This is a genomic window from uncultured Solobacterium sp. (assembly GCF_963550625.1).
In the GTDB taxonomy this organism is placed as follows: domain Bacteria; phylum Bacillota_I; class Bacilli_A; order Erysipelotrichales; family Erysipelotrichaceae; genus Bulleidia.
This window is the reverse complement of record NZ_CAUVCV010000004.1, coordinates 46,286-66,264: the sequence shown is the minus strand read 5'-3', so window position 1 is coordinate 66,264 and position 19,979 is coordinate 46,286. Positions and strand designations below refer to the sequence as shown.

The 19,979-nt window shown below is 36.1% G+C and carries 17 protein-coding genes; 3 read left to right on the top strand and 14 right to left on the bottom strand.

Annotation, left to right across the window (positions count from 1 at the left end):
• Nucleotides 1-2: 2 nt before the first annotated feature.
• From RYK16_RS03865 to gmk, 4 genes are all read right to left on the bottom strand, one after another.
• Nucleotides 3-1,379, bottom strand: a complete 1,377-nt coding sequence (locus tag RYK16_RS03865; RefSeq protein ID WP_314850904.1) for a glycoside-pentoside-hexuronide (GPH):cation symporter — start codon at nucleotides 1,377-1,379, stop codon at nucleotides 3-5.
• Nucleotides 1,380-1,382: 3 nt separating this feature from the next.
• Nucleotides 1,383-3,719, bottom strand: a complete 2,337-nt coding sequence (locus RYK16_RS03860; protein WP_314850903.1) for a glycoside hydrolase family 2 TIM barrel-domain containing protein — start codon at nucleotides 3,717-3,719, stop codon at nucleotides 1,383-1,385.
• The gene (locus tag RYK16_RS03855; RefSeq protein WP_314850901.1) at nucleotides 3,712-4,278 is read right to left on the bottom strand and encodes a helix-turn-helix domain-containing protein; all 567 of its coding nucleotides are present in this window, start codon (nucleotides 4,276-4,278) and stop codon (nucleotides 3,712-3,714) included. The genes RYK16_RS03860 and RYK16_RS03855 overlap by 8 nt, the downstream gene beginning before the upstream one ends.
• Nucleotides 4,279-4,374: 96 nt before the next feature.
• Entirely contained in the window at nucleotides 4,375-4,947 is a 573-nt protein-coding gene (gene gmk / locus RYK16_RS03850) for a guanylate kinase (RefSeq protein ID WP_294206802.1), read from the bottom strand.
• A 90-nt stretch (nucleotides 4,948-5,037) separates the two neighbouring features.
• On the opposite strand from gmk, the gene RYK16_RS03845 reads away from it, so the two are divergent.
• Entirely contained in the window at nucleotides 5,038-6,678 is a 1,641-nt protein-coding gene (locus tag RYK16_RS03845; RefSeq protein ID WP_314850899.1) for an NFACT RNA binding domain-containing protein, read from the top strand.
• Here RYK16_RS03845 and RYK16_RS03840 read toward each other — a convergent pair.
• From RYK16_RS03840 to RYK16_RS03810, 7 genes are all read right to left on the bottom strand, one after another.
• Nucleotides 6,675-7,406, bottom strand: a complete 732-nt coding sequence (locus tag RYK16_RS03840; RefSeq protein WP_314850898.1) for a pseudouridine synthase — start codon at nucleotides 7,404-7,406, stop codon at nucleotides 6,675-6,677. The two genes, RYK16_RS03845 and RYK16_RS03840, sit on opposite strands and share 4 nt — an antisense overlap.
• A gap of 13 nt (nucleotides 7,407-7,419) precedes the next feature.
• Nucleotides 7,420-7,695: a ParB/RepB/Spo0J family partition protein gene (locus RYK16_RS03835; protein WP_314850897.1), complete on the bottom strand. Its 276-nt coding sequence runs from the start codon at nucleotides 7,693-7,695 to the stop codon at nucleotides 7,420-7,422.
• A gap of 91 nt (nucleotides 7,696-7,786) precedes the next feature.
• Nucleotides 7,787-8,659, bottom strand: a complete 873-nt coding sequence (locus tag RYK16_RS03830; RefSeq protein WP_314850895.1) for a hypothetical protein — start codon at nucleotides 8,657-8,659, stop codon at nucleotides 7,787-7,789.
• A 1-nt stretch (nucleotide 8,660) separates the two neighbouring features.
• Nucleotides 8,661-9,086 carry an NUDIX domain-containing protein gene (locus RYK16_RS03825; protein WP_314850893.1) on the bottom strand — a complete coding sequence of 142 codons (426 nt, stop codon included), beginning with the start codon at nucleotides 9,084-9,086 and terminating at the stop codon, nucleotides 8,661-8,663.
• Nucleotides 9,087-9,162: 76 nt separating this feature from the next.
• Nucleotides 9,163-9,711, bottom strand: a complete 549-nt coding sequence (locus RYK16_RS03820) for a glutathione peroxidase (protein ID WP_314850892.1) — start codon at nucleotides 9,709-9,711, stop codon at nucleotides 9,163-9,165.
• 88 nt (nucleotides 9,712-9,799) lie between these two features.
• On the bottom strand, nucleotides 9,800-11,605 hold the full coding sequence (gene pepF / locus RYK16_RS03815; protein ID WP_314850891.1) for an oligoendopeptidase F: 1,806 nt from the start codon (nucleotides 11,603-11,605) through the stop codon (nucleotides 9,800-9,802).
• A 21-nt stretch (nucleotides 11,606-11,626) separates the two neighbouring features.
• Complete coding sequence (locus tag RYK16_RS03810) at nucleotides 11,627-12,712, bottom strand: MmcQ/YjbR family DNA-binding protein (protein ID WP_314850889.1); 1,086 nt, start codon at nucleotides 12,710-12,712, stop codon at nucleotides 11,627-11,629.
• A gap of 90 nt (nucleotides 12,713-12,802) precedes the next feature.
• Between RYK16_RS03810 and RYK16_RS03805 the strand changes: the two genes are divergently transcribed.
• Both RYK16_RS03805 and RYK16_RS03800 read left to right on the top strand, forming a co-directional pair.
• Entirely contained in the window at nucleotides 12,803-14,290 is a 1,488-nt protein-coding gene (locus RYK16_RS03805; RefSeq protein WP_314850887.1) for a DUF1846 domain-containing protein, read from the top strand.
• Between the two features lie 77 nt (nucleotides 14,291-14,367).
• The gene (locus RYK16_RS03800; RefSeq protein WP_314850886.1) at nucleotides 14,368-15,264 is read left to right on the top strand and encodes a putative ABC transporter permease; all 897 of its coding nucleotides are present in this window, start codon (nucleotides 14,368-14,370) and stop codon (nucleotides 15,262-15,264) included.
• Between the two features lie 52 nt (nucleotides 15,265-15,316).
• Here RYK16_RS03800 and RYK16_RS03795 read toward each other — a convergent pair whose 3' ends face one another.
• The 3 genes from RYK16_RS03795 to RYK16_RS03785 all read right to left on the bottom strand — a co-directional run bounded on the left by RYK16_RS03795 (nucleotide 15,317) and on the right by RYK16_RS03785 (nucleotide 19,903).
• Nucleotides 15,317-16,684, bottom strand: a complete 1,368-nt coding sequence (locus tag RYK16_RS03795; RefSeq protein WP_314850885.1) for an MATE family efflux transporter — start codon at nucleotides 16,682-16,684, stop codon at nucleotides 15,317-15,319.
• 121 nt (nucleotides 16,685-16,805) lie between these two features.
• Nucleotides 16,806-17,390, bottom strand: coding sequence for a thymidine kinase (locus RYK16_RS03790; RefSeq protein WP_314850884.1), 585 nt, complete (start codon nucleotides 17,388-17,390; stop codon nucleotides 16,806-16,808).
• Nucleotides 17,391-17,398: 8 nt separating this feature from the next.
• The gene (locus RYK16_RS03785) at nucleotides 17,399-19,903 is read right to left on the bottom strand and encodes an NYN domain-containing protein (RefSeq protein ID WP_314850882.1); all 2,505 of its coding nucleotides are present in this window, start codon (nucleotides 19,901-19,903) and stop codon (nucleotides 17,399-17,401) included.
• Nucleotides 19,904-19,979: the final 76 nt, after the last annotated feature.

Below are 19,979 nucleotides of genomic sequence, written 5' to 3'. Positions count from 1 at the left end.
ACTCAGACCCTCTTTTCTTCTAACTGTTTTCGAATTTGTTCTGCTTTTTCATCCGTAAGAATAAACTTTCTTGTAAATAACACTAAAGCAAGAACCAATCCAATGATAGGTAAAATCGTCATTAGTAAACGAAGTCCTAATAATGGCGAAGTGAATGTTGGTATTCCTTCTCCAAGTCCATCTTTGCTTGTTAAACCAATGAGATCCAAACTAATACCAGTGATGAATACTGCTAAGCCACTAGCAGCCTTTACAACGAATGTCTGCATACTAAAGATTACAGACTCTTCACGATGACCAGTCTTCACTTCACCATAATCAACTGTATTCGCAAGAAATACTGTTGTTAAAACTGTCAGTATACCATTAGATACAAAAATCATTACACCAGGCACCATCAGCATTGTTAGAACAGATGAATATCCTAGTAAACATAATGCTAGTAAGAATGCATATCCAAATATTGCTAGACACAAACTTAACTTAAAAATAATTGTATTTGATAATTTACTTCTAAGGATTGGATATACAACCATCATACCTAGTATTTGAGAGATGCCACCAACAGAAGTAAACAATGTATACGCATCCTTCCAGGTTGTTCCCCCAATATCGTATTTAAAGAAGTAGATTAAAAGATTTGATGTAATATATAACGCAGAATTTATCAGTACAATTGTAACAACAGTTACAATTGCTTGATCATTATTAAGCAGTGCTTTAAACATCTCTTTAACAGATGTTGTCTGCATGTTTTCCACTTTCTGTTCATGAATTGTAAAACATGTAAATAAAATAAATATAACAAACAAGATCGCTATAATAAGCGCAAACAAGCGAAATCCAGTACGCTCAATCCCACCGCCTAGTTTGGATACAGCCATGACGGTAAATACATTAATTAACGCATAACCAACACCCGCACAGGTACGTCCAACAACCGATAAATTCTCACGCTCTTTTGTCGTAGAAGTAACTGCAGGTATCACTGACCAAAATGGAATATCCATCATGGTATATGTCACACCCCAAAGAATATACATCACCGTAAAATAAATCATTAATGCTTTACCAGATACTGCAGGTACCGCAAACAATGCATATAGAACAAAAGCATTTAAAATTGTACCTGTAAATAACCAGGGACGAAATTTACCCCATTTCGTATTTGTCTTAGCAACAACAACACCCATAAATGGATCGTTAGCCGCATCAAACACACGAGCAATCATCAAAATAAATCCAACAAAAGACGCAGATAAACCTAGGATATCTTGATAGTAATACATGATATAGGAAGCAGATAAGGCATATACCATATCCTTTCCAACCGCACCTAAACCATATGCAACGAATTGTTTTTTACCAAATTCTTTCATAATTTATACTTCCTTTGTAATTGTAAAATGAATCGTAATTGCGCTGCAATCTGGAGTAGAAATTGTAAGAATTGCCTCTCCCTCTTCTCCAGTTGTCTTAATATATGTGCCTGTCATACCACCTTCTGTAACAACTGTACTAGGACCTACAATTTCAATAGGTCCAGTTGTGATGAAATTGAGTGGTAGTTGTGCATAGGATGCTAAATTATGATATTCATCCTTTACTTGAATACGAATCATAGACATATCGTAACAATCGCCTTCCACAAGACTTGTACGAGAAACTTGGTATGATAGATGTAATTTAGCAGACGGACATTTAATAATAGACTTTACAACTTTCCCATTTTTTACAGCATCAAATCTCCAAGTAATCGAATCAGATCCCCAACCAGTTACATACTTACCAAATAGAGAGACACCATCGCTGTAGCTCATCTTATACTGAAACATCATCTTCGCATATAACAAGCGATAACGTAATGGCAAATTACTACCATACTTTTTACTTGCTAGTAAGCATTTACGAATATCAGCAGCTTTGTCTTTCGAAAAATACTCATTGGTTTCAAGTAGTTTACCAATTGTATCATCGATACGAATTGGACCATGTTTTAAACCAGAATATGTAGAATGAGAAAATGCTGATACAAACTGATCATTTTTATATAAACGCACTTCATCCGCATTAGTAAATGCGTAAAAATCCGGTAGATTACCAGCATTGTAATCACCAATATCCATAGAAGTGCTGATTTCTAGAACTGGTTCTTCATCTTGTTGTGAAGCATATACACTTGCCGCAAGTTTTGGATTACGGAAACTATCCATTACACCGTGATAACAAATTCGATCACCAGAGCCAAAGTCTTTATGTGTAGCATAATCAAACATACACCATTGAAAAACTCCAGTATGTTGATGGTCAGCCATCGCATCACTAAATACACGTGCATGACGTAATGCATGTTCTTGTCGTCTTTCTTGCGTATCAAAACTCTTCGTCGGAAACATGTGGCCATTGGCTTCAGAGATGATGAGTGGATGATGTGTATCAACCATAACCTCAGTCTTACTTAATGCACCTTTATTATCACCATGATGCGAAAAGTCATTGAATGCATAAATATCCTCTAACAAATGACTCTTCGTAAGATAACGCACACCTGCTGTAGGTCTAGTAGGATCTAAGTTTCTAGCAACTTCATTTGTTTTCGAATAAAGTTTATCATCATCTAATGATTCGTTGATTCTTACACCCCAAAGAATAATAGAGGGATGATTACGATACTGTAGTACCATATCTTCTGTATTCCGGATTGCTTGTTGTTTCCAAGTTTCATCCCCAATATGTTGCCAACCAGGAATCTCAGTAAACACATACAAACCATAGCGGTCACATGCATCGATAAATGATTGACTTTGTGGATAATGCGAAGTACGTACCGCATTTACATGTAACTCATCCTTTAAGATACGTACATCTTCCTCTTGCAAAGAATCAACAGCCGCATAACCAATATACGGATAGCATTGATGACGATTCAAACCTATCAAGAATACCTTTTGGTCATTGATATATAAATTATTCTGATCAAAACGAATTGTACGGAATCCAAAGTTTGTTACAAAAGTATCCTCACCAAGTTCCACAATACAACGATATAACGTAGGTGATTCTGCACTCCATGCATGAATATTCTTTACAGGTATTTGTATTTGTTGCTTATTTATTGATACAGCCTGTTGTGCGATAATTTCACCCTTTGAGTCAAGAATCTTGACTTGATATGAATCAACAGGAATCACCCCATCTGTTTGGATAGATACTGAGACTGTATCTAGTGTTTTCGTTTGTACAAATACATCTTTGATAAAGTATGCAGGCTTATCATAAAGCCATACATTACGATAGATACCTCCATAGGTAAGATAATCAATCACAAATCCAAATGGTGGTATATTCAAACTTTCACGACTATCTACTTTTACAGTTAAAATGTTTTCTTGTTCAAAGAGAATATAATCCGTTAGTTCAACGATAAATGCAGTATAGCCACACGAATGAACATACAACTCTTTGCCATTGAAATACACTGTAGTCTCATGAGCACTACCATCAAACCGTATGAAATGTCTTCTATCTTTTAAAGATGAATCAAATGTCAATTTCTTACGATAACCAACAACCTTTTGATAACTGTCTGAATTAGCATAATGCAAAGGTAATTCTTGAACAGTATGAGGTATGCGAACTACCTTGTCTGCAGCACCATCTCTAATAAACGTATCACTCCATTGGTCGATATATTCCCAATTGTTATTCAATTTATTCATTATCTATAACTATCCCTTTCATGATGATATTCATCATTTCTTTTAAAGCTTTAGCATACGTTAAATTTCTTTCTTGCAACTGATCTGTAGATAAGAGTTGCTCAAACGTAGCAGTCACAATCTGACGAAGTATGAATGTATTAATTTTTCGAATTTCTTTTTTACGAATACCTTCATTAATTAACTTGATAATAGGTTCCCAATCATTTTCTAGATGTTCATTCAAGCGAACATACGCTTCAGGATAAACATCCCGTAAGCTTACTAACATGCGAAAGTCAATGTTTGCATATTGTTTTGGCATCGCAATCATAGCTTGTTCTAAACGTTTTGCAATACTATCATTACTAGATAAGATTTTCTGTTTTTCCTTTTGAATATTCTCAAAACCATAATCCAATAAAGCAATCAATAACTCTTCTTTTGACGAAAAGAAACGATAAATTGTCTTCTTTGCGATATGCATCGACTTTGCGATATCATTCATTGTAAAGTCTAGTCCTCTATCATTGAATAACACCAAAGTTGCATTTAAGATATCCTGCTGTATATTTTCCATTGGAAACTAGCCTCCATTTATTGGTTTCCATTATAAATGATTGAAAACGCTTACGCAAGCATATAAAAAAACTGCCAGTATTAACTGGCAGACAAATTAAATATTTGATTTCATATGACGCTTGATAATCACACGGATAATATCAGCCGCTAACTTCGCATCGTCGTTACATACAACATACTTGTACATACCAATGAGTTCCATTTCACGTGCAGCCTTCGCCAAACGTTCCTGAACGATTTCTTCTGGTTCTGTATTACGTCCACGAATTCTCTTCTCTAACTCCGCCATGCTTGGTGGAACAATGAAGATTGTTAAGGCATCCTTCACCTTCTCACGAACTTGAGTGCATCCTTGTACTTCAATTTCTAAGATGACATTCTTGCCTTCTTTACGCAATCTTTCAACTTCAGAGATTGGTGTTCCATAGTAGTTTCCAACAAATTCTGCTGACTCTAATAATTCACCATTCTTCTTTGCTTGTTCGAATTCTTCCTTCGTGACAAAGTGATAATTTATACCATCAACTTCACCTGGTCTCTGCTTACGAGTAGTCATAGAAACCGAGTATGCAAGTTTCAAATCCTTATCATGAATAAACTCTTTAAGAACCGTTCCCTTACCAACACCAGAAGGTCCACTTAATACAATTAACAATCCCTTAGCCATAATTGTATCCTCCATCCTTACCTAATAGATTACTCATTAATTTTAACATAGTCAATCATGATATAATAAGAAAAATAAAGAGGTTTTCAAATGGCACTAGATGGTATTTTATTATCAAAACTGATTCCTGAAATTCAAGCTACACTTCCATTCAGAATTCAGAAAATATATATGACTTCTCAGACTGAGCTTTTACTACAAACGCATGGTACTGCAGGTAAGAAACAATTATTGATTTCGACACATTCTGTATATAACCGAATTCTATTTACGAATCGTAGTTATCCAACTCCTAATGAGCCTTCCAACTTCGTTATGGTATTACGTAAATATCTAGAAGGTTCTATTGTTGAAAAAATCCAACAGGTAGATTTAGACCGTTGGATGGTTTTCGATATTCGTCATCATAATGAAATTGGTGATCTAGAGTATCTTAAACTATACGTAGAGTTAATGGGCAAGTACGCTAATGTAATTTTAGTAAACGCGCAAAATCGAATCATCGATGCGATGAAGCGTATTCCCCCATTTGAAAATAGTAGACGTACCATTCAAGCAGGTGCTGAATTTATCCCAACACCTTCTCAAGATAAGAAGAACCCTTTCACTGAGCAGATTGTAGATACAAATATATCACTAACAAAGCAGTTCTCTGGTTTTTCTCCATTTCTTGCAAAAGAAGTCGAATATCGTATGTCAAAAGGACAAACCTTCCATAGCATTATGGAGGAAATCTATAACAGTAAATCAATCTTTATCGCAAACAGTGATAATGAACCAGTGTTCCACTGTATTAATTTGACTAGTGTTGGGATATGTAAGGAATATCCTCTTTTTGAAGGAATTGATATTCTCTACTTCCATCGTGAAGAAAAAGAACGAATTAAACAGATTTCTGGCGATATTCAACACTTTATCAATCGACAGTTAAAACACCAAACCACAAAGTTACCTCGTTTAATCGAAGAGTATGAAGCTGCTAAGGATTGCGATAAATGGCGTGAATATGGAGACTTACTTTACGCATATCAAATCACTGATACAAAAGGACTCAAGGAGATTACTCTAAATAGTTTTGTGGATGACTCTCCTATTCATATTCCACTAGATCCAAAATTAGATGGCAAAGGCAATGCTCGAAAAGCATTCCAAAAATACAATAAGTTAAAGAAAGGTCAAGTGTACTTGCAAGAACAAATTCAGCTCTGCGAGATGGAAATCGATTACTTCAGTGGTCTAGCGGAACAACTCAAGTACGCTGACTTTGATACAGCAATGGAAATACGAGAAGAACTTATAAAACTTGGTTACCTTTTTGAAAAAGAAAAAGGCAAAAAGAAGAAAAAGAAAAAAGAAGTATCACCTTCTTATACAACGATTACAACAGAACAAGGTATAGCTATTTCCTTTGGTAAAAATAACTTGCAAAATGATGCACTAACTTGGCATACAAAAAAGAGTAATATTTGGTTCCATACTAAGGATTATCATGGTTCACATGTTGTTGTGCATGATGAAAATCCAGATGAATATACAATACGTTTAGCCGCAAATATTGCAGCTTACTTCTCAGCAGGTCGTATGTCTTCTAGTGTTCCGGTCGCATATTGTCCTATCAAAAACCTCAAAAAAATTCCAGGTGCGAAACCTGGAATGGTTGAACTAGGTAAATATAAGATGATTTATATTGATCCAGATGAAGAACAAATTCGTCAATACATCGATCTTTAGTCTTCTGTTGAACGCTTCACCATCGCAAGCAACTTACGTACTTCAAAACTACGTAGCTTACGATATTGGCCTTGTCTTAGATTTCCTAAATCTAAGAAACCATAGCCAATACGATTTAATCTTGTGACCTCACAATGGAAATATTCCATCATACGCCGTACTTCACGATTGCGTCCTTCTTGGATTGTAATGTGGAGTACAGTTTTATTTTTCTTCGTAGAACGTTCTAATAATACTACTTCGGCTGGCAATGTCTTACCATCCGATAGCATAATACCTTTCGCCAAGCGATTTAACATATCATCTGTTAGTACACCATTAACCGCAACTTCATATGTCTTTGGTAAATGTGACGATGGATGCATCATTGCATTTGCAAAATCGCCATCGTTTGTCAGAAGTAAAATACCAGAAGTATCATAATCCAAACGACCAACCGGATAGATGCGTTCTTTTACATCACTAAGATAGGCAAGAACAGTTTCTCTACCTTTTTCATCACTGACACTAGAAATAACTCTACGAGGTTTATTTAAAAGGTAGTACACCTTTTCTTCTTTCTTTAGTACAACACCATTTACACTAATATCATCATCAGGAGATACTTGTGTTCCAAGCTCCGTTACAACAACGCCATTCACCTTGACCTTGCCACTCACAATGAGTTCTTCTGCTTTACGACGGCTGGCAATACCCGCCTTCGCTATTGTCTTCTGTAATCGTTCCATCTTCTCTCCTTTATTAGTGTTTATTCTGTGTATTACCCCAGAAAGCACTACCTGCCTTAGAATAATCATTCATAATCATCACAGGTACCATTTCAAATTTCTTATCCTGTAAAGACAGAATCTTACAAGCTGTTAATCGTTTATTTCCATCTACACACTCATAATAGTTATCATGTGCATTAACCTGTACTGCAATCGCAACACCACGCTTTGCGATAGACTCTATCAAAGATTCAGACTCAGTATGTGTAAAGTGAATCTTAGAAATATGAACTTTCTTATTAATCATAATGTCCTCTAATCGTCCTTAATTCTATCATACTGCTAGATGAAAATATACAATCGTAGCAATACGAAAAAAGCCCTAACACCGTTAGAGCTTAGTCAATATAGATTAATGAGGATAATGGGATAAAAGAATTCTCTGATAAAAATTCACTGGCTGTTGTAATATGGTTCTTTTTCCCATATACCGCATTGTAGAATTGAATTCTACCATCCTTTAATACTTCATACGCCACATAATGTGCATTGGTACGATGGATATACAACAAGATTCCAGACTTACTTGCGCACATCTTCTTAATAATCTTAGCATTGGTTCCAACACTGATATGTGCGTTAAGACCTTGTTTCTTTAGCCAGAAGTATAAAGATATTTTCTCTTGGCCTAATAAATTACCGATAAATGCAAAACGTTTTAGTCCAGCAAGTACATCCTTCATCAACATGGTTTTTCCATTTAGTTTTAATAGGTTGTATGCCGCGATCCATCCACAACCCTTATCTCTTGTATTAAACCACCCAAACGGAATACTCTCCATCTTGCCTTGGTTGATGATATAACCACGTTCATCAAATACGCTATTTTCCAACTGTAGACGATATTCTTCTACATCATAGATAAATTGGTGATGCTCATATCTTACCGCATTCGCTTGATACGCATGTACCAATTGTTCATCCTCTGTATGAAATACAATACGATTACAATGATAACGGCGAATATAAGCTTCCAGTAAAACAGCAATTAAATCAATAGCATCCAATAAAGATATATTTTCTGTTAATACAAAGGAAGATTCCACAACACCATCATGATGATAATGTTCTTCAATACCGATAATCATTTCATCATGACGTAATAAATGCCGTACTAAAGGTTGTGCAGCAAGAGTGACTAATCGCTTTTGATATTTTAAGAAATATGTATCACTATCAGTATTAGCAATACAAACCTGTAACGAAATCATTTTAGTACTCTTTCCATTCCCCTCTGAGTTTAATATGATCGATTGCCTTCTTTAATAATGCACGGTCTGAAGGATATGTAATAATGGCATGTGCCTCAATACATGTTAACCAACGTACATCAGATACTTCTGATGGTTGTGGTACTTCATGACCACCGATAGGTTGTGCTAAAAAGAAAATGACATCTTTTAGAGTATCCTCTTTTGGGGAATATGTGTTTATAACTCTAAATCCATCTTCGAAAGAAACTTCAATTCCAGTTTCTTCTAGAATTTCACGATAAGCTGTTTGTTGTTCAGTTTCACCATCTTCAACATGTCCCTTTGGGAATGTCCAGTGTCCTAAAGTCTGATGAATCAATAAGAACTGAATGACACCTTCTTGTTTACGGTATACGATCGCACCGCATGATTTTTCCTTTTTCATACACTACCTCCGCAAAAGATAGTATATATGTTTTTTTAAGGTTTGTGAAACAATTATCTTAAAACGCTTACATTTTTTATACTTTTAGTAAAGATTGTATGCATGTTTCAACTGAATGCATGTCTTCTGTTGGTTCAAAACGTCTTACTACATTACCATTACGATCAATCACAAACTTTGTAAAATTCCATTTAATATCTGGGTTTGACTTATAATTCTTATCTTTAAGTTTGCACATTGCACGCATGGCAAGTGCCTTTATACTATTACCAAATCCAGCAAATCCCTTTTCATTCTTTAAGAATGTAAATAATGGTAATGCATGTTCGCCATTGACATCACTCTTTTTAAATTGATCAAACTGGGTATTGTACTTTAATGTACAGAATTCATGTAACTCTTCATCAGTACCTGGCGTTTGGTCCGCAAATTGATTACATGGTACATCAACAATCTCCAGTCCCCGTTCATGATATTTCTCATACATATCTTCTAAGTCTTTATACTGCGGTGTAAATCCACATCCAGTAGCTGTATTTACAACAATCACTACCTTGCCTTCATAGTTACGCATCGATACTTCGTTGCCACTTCTATCTATTAAAGAATAATTATAAAATGTCATATATTGAATCTCCTGTATTTATTACAATTATATTTTATACAATATTTATAGTTTGTCAATTGGAGATATTTTCATATCTCCAAGTTGATTACTTCTGTTGTAATTTAGCGAATGTTTCTTCCGCATCATCGAGAATCTTAGCAAACTTCTCAAGTGCAATATCGATTGGTTCTGGAGTTGTTAAGTCTACTCCTGCATGCTTAAGTTCGTCGATTGGATATGCAGAGCTACCCATGGATAAGAATTCAAGATACTTTTGAACTCTCTCTTGGCCACCATGTAAGATGCCTTCTGATAAGGCAACTGCTGTACTATAACCTGTCGCATAAACATATACATAGAATGGTCTGTAGAAATGAGGAATTCTTGCCCATTCATACTGTACTTCATCGTCAATTACTAAATCTTCACCAAAGTACTTCTTTACAAGATTTAGGTATAACTGATTTAAGAATTCTGGCGTTAAGGATTCACCACGTTCAGAAGCAGCGTGTGCTTCCTTTTCAAATTCCGCAAACATTGTCTGTCGGTAGATTGTACCCTTGAAACCTTCCATATATTGGTTTAATAGAGCCATACGTTGTGCAGGATCTGTTTCCTTTTGTAATAACTGTTCGATTAATAAGTTCTCATTTACTGTAGACGCTACTTCTGCTACAAACATTGTGTAGTTAGCATAGTGTACTGGTTGTGTATGGTTTGTACGATAACTATGCATGGAGTGTCCCATTTCATGGGCTAACGTGGATACACTATCTAATGTACCTGTATAGTTGCATAAGATATATGGATTAGATGTATATGTACCAGAAGAGTACGCTCCGCCACGTTTACCTTTGTTTGGATAAACATCAACCCAACGGTTTTCTAGACCATTCTTTACAACATCTGTATATTCGCTACCAAGTGGCTTTACAGCCTCTAGGACCATTTCCTTCGCTTCTTCATAGGAATAGTTCTTTGCACTACCCTTTAAAAGTGGTGCATAAACATCATAGTAATGTAGTTCATCAAGTCCTAACATCTTCTTACGTAGGTTTACGTAACGATACATCGTTGGCAAGTGCTTGTGCACTGTCTCAACTAAGTTATCGTATACACTAACCGGAATGTTATCTGAGAACATCGCAGCTTGACGTGATGATTCATAGTGTCTTACCTTAGCATCAATCGAAGCAGCCTTTACAGTTGTACTATAAGTCGATGCGAATGTGTTGATATGTTGCTTGTAGCCCTTGTATAAAGATTGGAAAGAATTCTTACGAAGTTCACGATCATCACTACCCTGTAAAAGAATATAACTAGAGCCATTTACTTCATGACTATTACCTTCACCATCTTTAACTGCATCAAATACCATATCCGCATCCATTAACGCTTCACTTGTTCTTCCTGGTGCAGAGAATACTTCACCAAAGGCAGATAATAGCTTCTCTTCTGCCGCGGTTAATGTATGAGCCTTGTTTCTTACAAGATTCTCTAGCATAAATGCAAAGTCCTTTAATGATGGATCTGCGATTAGTCCCTTTAGAACTTCTTCATCATTGCCGAGAATTTCTGGTTGTGCAAAGGAAGTAGCACTCACTGCTTCAACATACTTACCGTATGCTTTAGAATACATACCTTGTGCATCAGTCGCTCTTGTGTCTTCGCTATGGCGTAACATTGCATATGTAAATACGTTATTTAACGCCTTATCTAATTCATCTGAAACTGTAAAATACGCAAGTAAACTTTCCGCATTATTTAGCTTTCCCTGAAAGGAAGCAGCTTCAGAAATTAATGCATCTAGTTTAGAGAATGCTTCATTCCAAGCTTCATCATTTGAAAATAATGTAGATAAGTCCCAAGTATACTGTTGTTCGATTTGATTACGTTCTTTTAATTCTGTCATAATATCACCTCAGTTTCTGTATTATATCATTATTGTTGGATACATTTCGCATATTTGATTGATTAATTCTTGTGGCATGGATCGTGCCCCACGTATATTCGTTAGTCCAAAGTTTGAGATAAACTTCCTTGTTAACTGATGATCTTCAAAAAAATGAATCTTTTGAAGACAGATAAACACCTCATTATCACTCTCTTTATCAAAGTCATCATGAAGAACAACATCTCTTTCAACCACCTTACAAAGATAGCGTAGTTCTCCAAATGGCATACCATAATAGATAAATACATAATCATTTATTTGATAATTGAGTTTCTGTTTCCAGTACATCAAATCACTTTGTACAAACCCCTCATCAATATCATAGACAGCAGGATTAGCAGGTATTACCCAATAATGATTGTGTAATGTCCTATCCCCTACCAAATCTCTAGCTTTTAATAGAAGTTCTTTTAGGGTTTCATCTTTGATTGTGCCATCTAAGATTGCAGTCACCCAGTGTTTCTTATTCATATGATATGCAGGATAGAAACCAGGTGACTGAAGTAAATCAGCTACCTTTGATGGTTCTACTTTAATATTTACTGCATCAACATATTCATCATCAGATGTGTTATCTAATTTACGCTTACCAATTGTAAACATGAGCGCATACATCTTATCACAACCACTAGGTTTGTATGCTGTAAAATCGTTATCAGCAGTTCGTTTGTTATTTTGAGATTTTGTAAATGGATGATCAGCACTGTCATGTAATTGATGTATCATCCATTCATGCATGATATTAGCTTGATTAGTAGAATACATCATCTTCTCAAAACAGTTTTTTGCGATATCTTCTAAACAAGAAAGATAGGCAGTTCTAACTTTGGTAGCGAAGTTACCCTTCTTACCAGCGGTATGAACCGCTATATATTCTTCATCTGTAAACGCATCCAAAACACTTCCAGAAACGCTGTTATTTTCTACTGTGATTCGTGCGTACATACCAGTATCTTCTAATTTTGTCTGATACTGAAAAATACCATTTTGTTCTATAAAGCCATATTCAATGAGTTGTTGTATATTTGGTCTTAAACGATAAAATAATTCATTTTCTAAACGCATCATATTCTCCATGAATAGTATAACAATTTCGAAATTTATCCGCAAAATAGTTCTCAAATTTGGTATACTCTTCGTTGGAGGAAATCAGTTATGAAAAAACAAGCTTTTGATTCAGAATTATATTTAAATCTACAACGTGATAAAATTTTAAACCGTATCAATCAATTTAACGGTAAATTATACATGGAATTTGGTGGTAAGATGTTTGAAGATTATCACGCTGCTCGTGTCTTGCCTGGTTATGACCCTAATAACAAGGTAAAGCTTCTTACAGAATTACGTGACCAAGTAGAAATCTTGATCTGTATCAATGCCAATAACATTGAACACTCCAAAGCCCGCGGTGACTCTGGTGTCTCTTATGACCAAGAGGTTTTCCGTCTCTTAGATGCATTCCGTGATTTAGAAATTTTTGTTGGTTCTGTTGTTATTACACAATATGAAAACCAACCTGCAGCTGATAACTTCCGTCATCAACTTAGTAAAAATGGAATTACCTCTTATGTCCATTATCCAATTAAAGGATATCCTACAGATATTGATTATATTGTTTCTCCAGAAGGTCTTGGAAAAAACGAATATGTTAAGACATCTCGTAACTTAATTGTCGTTACTGCTCCAGGTCCAGGTTCTGGAAAACTCGCAACTTGTATTTCTCAGCTTTATCACGATCAACTTCATGGCATAAAGTCTGGTTATGCAAAGTTTGAAACTTTCCCAGTTTGGAATCTTCCTCTACATCATCCAGTAAATCTTGCGTATGAAGCAGCGACTGCTGACCTTAATGACGTCAATATGATTGACCCATTCCACTTGGAAGCTTATAACCAAACTTCCGTTAACTATAATCGTGATATCGAAGTATTCCCAGTATTGAATCGTACGATTGAACGTATTCTTACAAAATCTCCATACGCATCCCCTACAGATATGGGTGTAAACATGGTGGGTTTCTGTATCACAGATATGGATGCGGCAATTTCTGCAGCAAAAGAAGAAATCATTCGACGTTATTATCAAGCTCTTGTTGATTATAAAGAAGAAAAGATTCCTGCATCTGCTGTCAAGAAGATTGAGCTATTAATGAATGATTGCGCTATATCTCCATCCGATCGTAAGGTAGCCATTATCGCTAGAGAAAAAGCAGAAAAAACAAGTGCACCTGCACTTGCATTAGAACTACCAAATGGTGAAATTGTAACAGGTAAGACTTCGTCACTCTTTGGACCATCTGCTGCAGTGATTATCAACGCAATCAAGAAGCTTAGCGGCATTTCAAAACCTACACACTTGATTGAACCTGAATACGTTAAACCAATTCAAAATCTTAAAATTAAGCACTTAGGTAACCATAACCCACGTTTACACTCAGATGAATTATTGATTGCACTTGCGATTACCGCAATGACAAACAAGGACGCAGATCTTGCAATGAAACAACTTGGTAACCTAAAAGGTAGTGAAGCTCACTCCACTGTTATCTTACCGGAAGAAGATAAGAATGTATTACGTAAACTTGGTATCAACGTCACATTTGATCCAGTGCACCAACACAAAAAGCTATATCATAAGAAATAGTAAACCAGACAAAACAAGAGTTTCGACTCTTGTTTTCATTTATTAAAATGCTATGATTTTTGAGGAACGGAGTTTTTATGACTATTTATCAGATTTTGTATTACTTTGCAATATATGCCTTTCTAGGCTGGATATTAGAAGTTGCCTTTCATGGTGCAATCGTCGGAAAAGTTATCAACCGCGGATTCTTAAATGGACCTTTCTGTCCTATCTATGGCGTTGGTATGATTGCGATGATCTATTTATTAACTACTGTTACACATTCTGACATACAGCATATCCACTTCCTTATTATCTTTAATGTCGGAAGTATCGTCTGTACGTTAATTGAATACTTTGGTGGTTGGATTTTAGATCAAATCTTCCATGCACGTTGGTGGGATTATCGAGATATGCCTTTTAACATCAATGGTTATGTATGTTTGATATTCTCTCTTGCATGGGGAGTCGGTTGTGTTGTTGCGATTGGCTTTATACATCCAATGATCATCGACTTTGTTAATTGGATTCCTAAACAAATCGGATGGTGGATATTAGGAGCTACATATTTTGGCCTAGCAATGGACATGGTGATTTCTGTTTCGGTTATGATTGGCCTTAATGAAAAGCTCGCGCAAATTGATACACTCCAACAAAAATTGCGTATCGTCAGTGATGAATTAACAGAACGTATTGGTGGCGGCGCTATGGAAACTGCGCTCAAAGTCAGTGAAGCAGGTATTCAAGCTAGAATTGCTGGTGCCGAACTCAAAGAGAATATTGTTAATGTCAAAGATACCGCAGTTCAGTTTAAGGATGATCAAATTGCAGAATTACAACAGAAGATAAGTAGTCTAAAAGAAACTCTTACTTCTGATAAATTTAATCTAACAAAGCGTCTGATTGATGCCTTCCCTAAACTTGATTCTCATTCCTATCATGATACATTGGAAGATATCAAGCGTATCATTACATCTCGTACAAAACGAAAGTAGTCACTATGACTACTTTTTTCATGCATGAAAAAAGGAACTTTATACAAAGTTCCTAATCAATCACAGTGATATTTCTTCTTTGAAGACTACGTTTGAGCCAACTACCTTGGAAGTAATAAATAATAAAGATAGAGCTTGTTACAACCCAAGTAATTGGATAAATACGTAAGGATTCAAAGACACTAGATGATGGTACAAATAAAATATAAACAATACGTAATACACCAATACCTAACATCGTAATGATCATTGGATAAATGACATCACCGCAAGCACGTGTCGCAGAAACATAAATCTCTAGGAATACAAAGACTGGCCAGAATACACATAACTGACGAATCATCTGTACACAGATATCAATTACTTCCGTATCTTGCGTAAATAAACTACAGATATAATCCCCATGGAAGTATAGGAGTGCAGTAATAATCAATGAACCAACTGTATAGATACCTATTGCATTCCATACACCCTGCTTCATACGCTTAATTTTACCTGCACCAAAGTTTTGTCCAATAAATGTTAGTGTTGCGGTACCGAGTGCACCAGAGTAATTCCAGAATAATGCATCAATCTTACCAAAGGCAGTATATGCAGCGACAGTATTCGTTCCATAACTATTGACAGTTGCCTGCACAAAGAGATTTGCGAAACTATATAACGCACCTTGGATACCATTTGGTAAACCAATCACTAGAATCTGCTTTAGAATATGCATATCACATTTTAAATTACGAATATTAAAGTAATATGCACTATCTTCCGCTGCCAAGATATACAGCGTTAATACACCACTTACAACCTGCGATACAACAGTCGCAATCGCTACACCTGCCACATCCCAATGGAAGAAAACTACAAATAATACATCTAATACGATATTGGTAATACATGCGGCCACCAAGAAGTATAATGGTCGCTTGGAATCACCAACCGCACGTAAGATACCAGCACCAGTGTTATAGATCATTGTCGGAATCATACCCAACATATAGATACGCATATACAGTACAGAATAATCCATGATATCTGCAGGTACATTCAATGTCTTCATCGCCCATGGCGTAAAGACAATGCCAATTACCGTAAAGATTGCACCGATAAATACACTTGAACTCATCGCAGTCTGTACTGCCTTCTTAACAGAAGAATAATCATTACTCCCATACGCTTGCGCAATAACAACTGTCGCACCACTCGATAAGCCTACGATCAAATTAACAAGCAATCCGATTACCACACCAGTAGATCCACCTACTGCCGCCAAAGCTTCCTTACCAACATAGTTTCCTACAACCATCGCATCAGCTGTGTTATAAAGCTGTTGAAAGATAGAACCGAACATAATCGGGACAAAGAACAGTAAAATTTCTTTCCAAATAATTCCATTTAACATGTCAGTTTGTCTTTGTTTAAACATCTTCAGTTCTCCTTTCGCAATGTAGAAAAGTATATCAGAAAATAAAGAAAAAGTGATGAACAAATATCTCATTCATCACAAAAAAATTAATATTTGTAACTCAATTTATACAAACATTGAATTATTTCAAGCCTACCGGTTCTTCACCATGTAGTTTTCCTTCTAGGAAATGCTTGCGACATAAGGCAATATAATCATCATTAGCGCCTAATAATACCTGTGTACCAACACGCACAATCCCATGTTTATTGTAGCGTGCATTACAAGTTGCTTTCTTACCGCACCAACATACTGTCTTTACTTCATGTAGTTCATCCGCAATCGCAAGTAAACGTTCACTGCCTTCAAATAAATTTAACTGGAAGTCAGAACGTAATCCATAACATAATACTGGTACTTTTAAATAATCAACGATATGTGCTAAGAAGTCGATTTGTTCACGCTTTGCGAATTGAATTTCATCTACGATAATTGCATCGTATGTGCGTAACTCATCTTCATTCATCGCACAGATATCAGATAGTAGAACACATTCTCTTTCTAAACCAATACGAGACCAAATGACATTCTTTCCATCACGTGTATCAATATTTGTTTTTGCCAGAATAGTCTTCTGACCACGCTCACGATAGTTATAATCAGCCATAAGTGCATTCGCTGTCTTTGAGCTTCCCATCGCTCCGTAATAAAAATATAGTTTTGCCATACTCTCTCCTATGAATGTGTTAATTGTTCTTCAATCTCTTGATTGATAAATGCAATACGTCCGAATAATTCTCTAGCAGACATGCGTTTAGCACCTTGTGCGAAGATTGCGTTTTGAATCAAACCATCAGAACTTGCGACAGTAATATCATAGTCTTTCTGATGATCTGCCACAAAGCGTTCAATATACGCATCTGCCGTTAAATTACTAGATGTGTACACGACTTCCATGTCCTTACGTGAATATATTGTACCAAGATTATCTTTGACTTTATAGCCATCAAATACAACAATCATCTTTTCACCTGTAAAAGCTTGATAGTTGAATAAAATATCTAATAATTTTTCACGTGAGATTGTAAGTTCTTCCTCTTTATATTCTTTAAACATATCCCAACTAAAGATCATGTTATAGCCATCTACCACAAGACAAGCTGGTAAGTGTTTGATTACTTTTGGTTTTTCTTCCTTAGGTTTCTTTTTGACAGGATTGCTTTGTTTATTAAAGTTGCGATTGTTAGAAGTTGAGCGTTCGAAAATACGTTTTAATTCATCCTCTTCAATTTGATATGTACGATGCGCAGTTGAAGTGGACTCTACCTTCTCCTCCACAATATCCATGTATTCATCCGCTTTATCCCAAGTCACTGTAAAGCCACTACCATTTGCACAGAATACAGAAGATGAAGGATTACGCATATCCATCTCAGGATCATAACCAATTTGAGCCACAATTTCATCTGTATCTTGACATACATCGTAGCCATCAGGTTGGAAGGAAAATCTTCCTTGCCCTTTGCTATAAGCATTGACTTCATTTTGATAGTGGGCAAGTAAACGAATACAACCACGGCCAACAATAACACTACGACTATCTCCACTATCCTGTATTTCAAACTGTGCCTTTTTACTTTCTAAATCAAATAATGCTTTTGATAAGGATTCACTAGGTACAGTTAATTCAAACCGTACATACGGCTCTAATAGAATTGATGATGTTTTCATCAGTGCTTGTCGTACTGCACGCGAAGCAGCCTGTCTAAAGTCTCCACCTTCAGTATGTTTTAAATGACCCTTTCCAGCGATTAAAGTAATCTTTACATCCGTCAGTTCGCTACCAGTTAGTACCCCACGATGCTTCTTTGTGCGTAGCGCACTCAGTATTGCATTTTGCCAGTTAAAGGATAATTGATCAGAACCCGTTTCATTGGCAATCACAATTCCCTTTCCTCTTTCAAGAGGATCTAGTCTAACTTGTACTTCAGCATAATGGCGTAATGGTTCAAAGTGACCTGCACCCTTTACAGTTTCTCCAATCGTTTCACGATAAAGTATCCTGCCTGTACTGAAGCCTACTGAAACTCCACAACGATTAAGGATTCTCTTCTGCAAGACTTCCATCTGCATTTCACCCATGATATGTACATCAATCTGCCCAGTTTCACTTTGGATATCCATTTCAAGTGCAGGATCTTCTTCACTAATTTCACGACAAGCCGTCGTAAGTGCAAGTAAATCTGTACCCCTAGGATAAACCAAACGATAATCCATATATGCACTTAACATTGGTTGTTTTTGTGTCTCTTCAAAGCCTAAACCATCACCTGCTTCAAAGTGTTCTAAACCCTTCAATGCCACAACCATACCAGGATAGGCTTCCTCTAGCATACTAAACTTTGAGCCATGATAAAGGCGAATCTGATCTACCTTTTCATCCTCATCAAGTTTTTGCTTGGCATGCAATATACCACCCGTAATCTTTACATGTGTTAAACGTGTATGATTCTCTGCCATGGTAATCTTATAAACTCTTGCTCCAAACTCCTCAGGATAGTTTCTATCAACTGAAAATTGAGAAATTCCCTCTAACAAAACATCAATACCTTGCACCTTTAATGCAGAGCCAAAGAATACGGGAAAGAAACTACGATGATAGAAACCATCTACAATCTCTTCTGCCGTCAAAGAACCCTTACTCTCATACTGTTCTAAGAGCGCATCGCTAGAAAAGCATATTTCCTCCATCTTATCTTCGTTCAACCAATCAATACAATTACTAGATAGTTTAGAATGAATATCAGCCAGTAACTTTTCTTGGCTAAGATAGCTAATATCCATCTTGTTAACAAATACTAAAGTAGGTACATGATAATACTCTAAACATTTCCATATCGTTTCACTATGCGCCTGTACACCATCTTGTCCATTAATCAATACAATTGCCATATCTAAAACGGACAAAGTTCTTTCCATCTCAGAGGAAAAATCCGCATGTCCTGGTGTATCGATGATATATACTTCAATATCTTTATAAACAAAGTGAGCCTCTTTGGAATAGATTGTAATCCCACGATTTCTTTCTTGTTCATCAAAATCAAAAAAAGAATCCCGATGATCCACCCTGCCCAATGCTGTAATTGCACCTGTTTGATAAAGGATACTCTCTATTAATGTCGTCTTTCCAGCATCTACATGCGCTAGGATACCGATAACGGTTCGTTTTATTTGACCCATGCTTGTATTATACCAGTTTGAAATACGCATAGAAAACCTAATCTGCAGGAATTCTCTTTTTCAAGTATAATGATGA